We start from the raw sequence: 3437 nt of genomic DNA, 5'->3' as shown, positions 1-3437 counted from the left end.
AGGCCCAGAACCGCCGTTCCATCTGAGACAACTGCGACGTAGTTCCACTTGTTGGTGTAGTCATATGCCAGTTCCTTTTTTCTCTCGATTGTGCGGCAAACGTCTGCGACCCCCGGAGTGTATGCCAAAGACAATGCCTCCATACTATCAACTTTCACCCTGCTTCTTACCTCAAGCTTTCCCCTGAGATCCTTGTGAAGTTTCAGCGCTCTTTCATTCACTAAATCACCTTCTATTCTAAAGAAAAGATATCCAGACCATTCTTGTCTGTTGCAACAATTAGCGGAAAGTCTTCGACTTCGATTTCATATACTGCTTCGGTTCCCAGATCTTCGTATGCGATGACTCGTAACGATTTGATCCTTTTTGATAGCGAAGCTGCAGCTCCACTCGGTGCAAGCAGGTAGGCTCTTCCGTATCTTCTGCACAGCGAGGTTGAGAGATCCGATCTCTTTCCCTTACCTATTGTAGCCTGAACACCCTGTTGAAAAAGCATTTCCAGAAAACAGTCCATCCTTATGGAAGTAGTAGGTCCAATAGCTCCAAAGCTTTCCTTGGTTGGCTTTGCCGGACCGGCGTAGAAAACCACTGCCCCCTCCAACTTAACAGGCAAAGGCCGGTCTTGTTCGTGAAGTTCTTTCAAACGCATCTGGGCCGCATCTCTCATAACCAGTAGCTTGCCTGTATAGTATAGTTCCTGACAGCAAACAAGATCGTCAATCTTCAAAGACCACCACTCCCCTTCTGCAGAGATAGCAGTCCACCGCAAGTGAAACTGGTAGAGTAGCGATGTGGGTAGGTGCAGTCTCAATACTCACTGAGTATGCAGTAATACCTTTGCCAAGGCCTTGAAAACCGATCCCGAGATTATTTATCTCGCGGAGAAGCCGTTCCTCCAGCATAGCGTAGTAGGGATCGGGATTCGCCGCGTTTATCTCTCTTGTCAGTGCGAGCTTCGAGAGAATCATCGACTTTTCGGAGCTTCCACCGATTCCTATTCCTATCTTCAACGGAGGGCAGCCCCTTGCTCCGTTTTCCAAGACCGAGTGTACAATTGTATCTACAAGTTCCTGCTGAGTTGTCGTTGGATTAAGCATGAAGAGCCTGGACAGGTTCTCGCTTCCTCCCCCCTTCACCAGAAAACGAATTTCCAGTCTCTTCCCCGTCTGGATGAACGTGTGAACTACCGATGGGGTATTGTCGCCGGTATTTTCTCTATGATGAAGAGGGTCCTTTACAACTGAGTACCTGTAAGGATTACTTGAATATACATTCCTTACAGCACGGTCGAGGATTTCTGAGATCGGTCTTTCAAGGATCACTTCATGACCCATGAATACAAAGAATTCGATAAACCCCGTGTCCTGGCATAAAGGCAGTCCCGACTCCTCCGAAATCACTGCGTTCTCCCGAAGGATAGCCGAAAATGGGCCAGTGTAGTCATTCAGAAAGGCCCTCGCCCGATTATCCAGAATGGTGTTTGCCTTAACAAGGGCTTCTTCGATTCTGTTTACAATCGTATTCTCATCTATCAAGAACTAACACCTACTTAAGAAAAATCTAGGAAGCAGATATGATGATTCATTTATAACACTTTACCTACTCATTTGCCTCGAATACCCGGATGTGAGCTATATTTGTCTGCAGTAGAAATCGATCAACTACAGATTTCGATGGAGAAGCTTTCAATACTCTTTTTCCGGCAGCTGCCAATTTTTTCATGGCTCAAAAGGTGAATTGACTGAGAAGGCTTATTATGCAAATTACTTGCATGATACAACTAAATAGTGTACAATAAGATAGGAGGTGAAGTAATGAGTATATATGACTTTGAACTAACTACTATTGACGGTTGGAACAAGTCTATGGAAGACTTCAAAGGTAAGGTTGTTCTGCTGGTAAATACTGCGAGTAAATGTGGATATACACCTCAGTATGAAGGCCTGCAACATCTTTATGAAGAATTCAAGGAAAAGGACTTTGTCGTTTTGGGTTTCCCCTCTAACGATTTTCTTCGTCAGGAGCCCGGAAGTGATGAAGAGATAAAGACGTTTTGCAGCACTAACTTCAATATCACCTTTCCCATGTTTTCCAAGATTCATGTAAAGGGAAAGAACATTCATCCACTTTATGAGTACCTGACAAGTGGCGGAGGAAAAAAGGAGTTTTCGGGAAAAGTGAAGTGGAACTTCACGAAGTTTTTGATAGATAGAAATGGTGAGATTATTGGAAGGTTCGAACCAAAAGAGGAACCAGAGACATTTCGCTCTGCAATCGTGGAGGCGGTAAGGTGAATGAAGAATAACTCATCTGTTCCCAGTGGAGAGGAACTTCTTAAACTTGACAATCAGCTATGTTTTGCCCTATATTCCAGTTCCCGAGGAATAACTAGATTGTACAGGCCTGTGCTTTCGGAGTTTGGTATTACGTATCCTCAATATCTGGTTATGCTTGTCCTTTGGGAAAAGGAACCGCTTACAGTTAAGGAGCTGGGAGAAAGGCTTTTCCTCGATTCGGGGACCCTTACTCCTTTGCTAAAGAGAATGGAAAAACTTGGCCTACTAACAAGAGAAAGATCTCAAGGTGATGAGAGACACGTCAATATTGGATTGACCAATAAAGGTAAAGAGATGAGAGAAAAGGCTCTTTCGATACCTTTGAGAATTGCGAATCAGGTGAATATTTCCGAGGCCGAGTTCGCATCGCTTATGGCCTCTCTCAGGAAGTTGATGAAGAAGATCGACATGGACGACTCGAAAGCTTCTTCACACTAGGAAATAAACCCAAATGACATTTATGCAGATCGTCTTGATTTACCTTGCCGGTGTGGCAGCAGGTTTCATGAACGTTATGGCGGGAGGTGGCTCCATGGTCACACTCCCGTTGCTTATGTGGATTGGAATACCCCCTCCCGTTGCAAATGCGACAAACAGACTGGGAGTATTGTTCGAAAGTGCCATTGGAATGAAGACCTTTCATTCATCGGGAATCAGACTTCAGAATTCGATCATTCCGGCGATTGTGTTTTCTACAATTGGATCAGTAATTGGTTCTATGTTCGTCTCTAGTATTCCGAAGGATCTCCTGGAGAAAGTCATTGCATTGATGCTTCTTGCAGTAGCAGTTCTAGTATTTCTGAAACCAGGAAAACCGAATATTTCGAAACCTTCTCGACTACTTACAGCGCTGATCTTTTTGGGAGTGGGCTTCTATGGTGGTTTTTTGCAAGCAGGTGTGGGCTTCTTCTTGATTGGAGCAATAACTCTCACGTACGGGTATGATCTTGTGAAAACGAACTTCGCAAAGGTAGTAATTGTTTTTGTTTACACGGTGTTTGCTCTCGTTGTCTTCCTTTCAAAGGGGATGATATACTGGGTTCCCGGTTTGGTTCTTGCTGCCGGGAACGTTATCGGCGCATATTTTGCAGTGAAGCTTTC

Annotated in this window: 5 protein-coding genes and 1 pseudogene; 3 read left to right on the top strand and 3 right to left on the bottom strand. The window is 44.5% G+C overall.

Features of this window, described 5'->3' with window-relative positions:
- From BG32_RS05515 to BG32_RS05505, 3 genes and pseudogenes are all read right to left on the bottom strand, one after another.
- Positions 1-221, bottom strand: a pseudogene (locus tag BG32_RS05515) (NAD-dependent malic enzyme); the annotation flags it as partial.
- Between the two features lie 11 nt (positions 222-232).
- A complete protein-coding gene (locus BG32_RS05510; RefSeq protein ID WP_121526541.1) occupies positions 233-727 on the bottom strand; it encodes a FumA C-terminus/TtdB family hydratase beta subunit in 495 nt (164 codons plus the stop codon).
- Positions 717-1535 carry a fumarate hydratase gene (locus BG32_RS05505; protein ID WP_121526540.1) on the bottom strand — a complete coding sequence of 273 codons (819 nt, stop codon included), beginning with the start codon at positions 1533-1535 and terminating at the stop codon, positions 717-719. Before BG32_RS05505 ends, BG32_RS05510 begins: the two co-directional genes overlap by 11 nt.
- Before the next feature lie 279 nt (positions 1536-1814).
- Here BG32_RS05505 and BG32_RS05500 point away from each other — a divergent pair, with 279 nt between their 5' ends.
- The 3 genes from BG32_RS05500 to BG32_RS05490 form a co-directional block, all read left to right on the top strand.
- Positions 1815-2294, top strand: coding sequence for a glutathione peroxidase (locus BG32_RS05500; protein ID WP_099771357.1), 480 nt, complete (start codon positions 1815-1817; stop codon positions 2292-2294).
- A complete protein-coding gene (locus tag BG32_RS05495) occupies positions 2295-2774 on the top strand; it encodes a MarR family winged helix-turn-helix transcriptional regulator (RefSeq protein ID WP_121510081.1) in 480 nt (159 codons plus the stop codon).
- 13 nt (positions 2775-2787) lie between these two features.
- Positions 2788-3437: sulfite exporter TauE/SafE family protein (locus BG32_RS05490; protein WP_147434842.1), on the top strand; the 650-nt coding region annotated here is incomplete at its 3' end.

Source organism: Mesotoga sp. HF07.pep.5.2.highcov (assembly GCF_003666285.1).
Lineage (GTDB): Bacteria > Thermotogota > Thermotogae > Petrotogales > Kosmotogaceae > Mesotoga > Mesotoga prima.
This window is presented reverse-complemented; position numbering and strand designations above follow the sequence as displayed.

Bases quoted from the DNA above. Each gene is read 5' to 3' on its own strand.
- BG32_RS05500 (WP_099771357.1), top strand. From the start codon at position 1,815: ATGAGTATATATGACTTTGAACTAACTACTATTGACGGTTGGAACAAG.
- BG32_RS05495 (WP_121510081.1), top strand. From the start codon at position 2,295: ATGAAGAATAACTCATCTGTTCCCAGTGGAGAGGAACTTCTTAAACTT.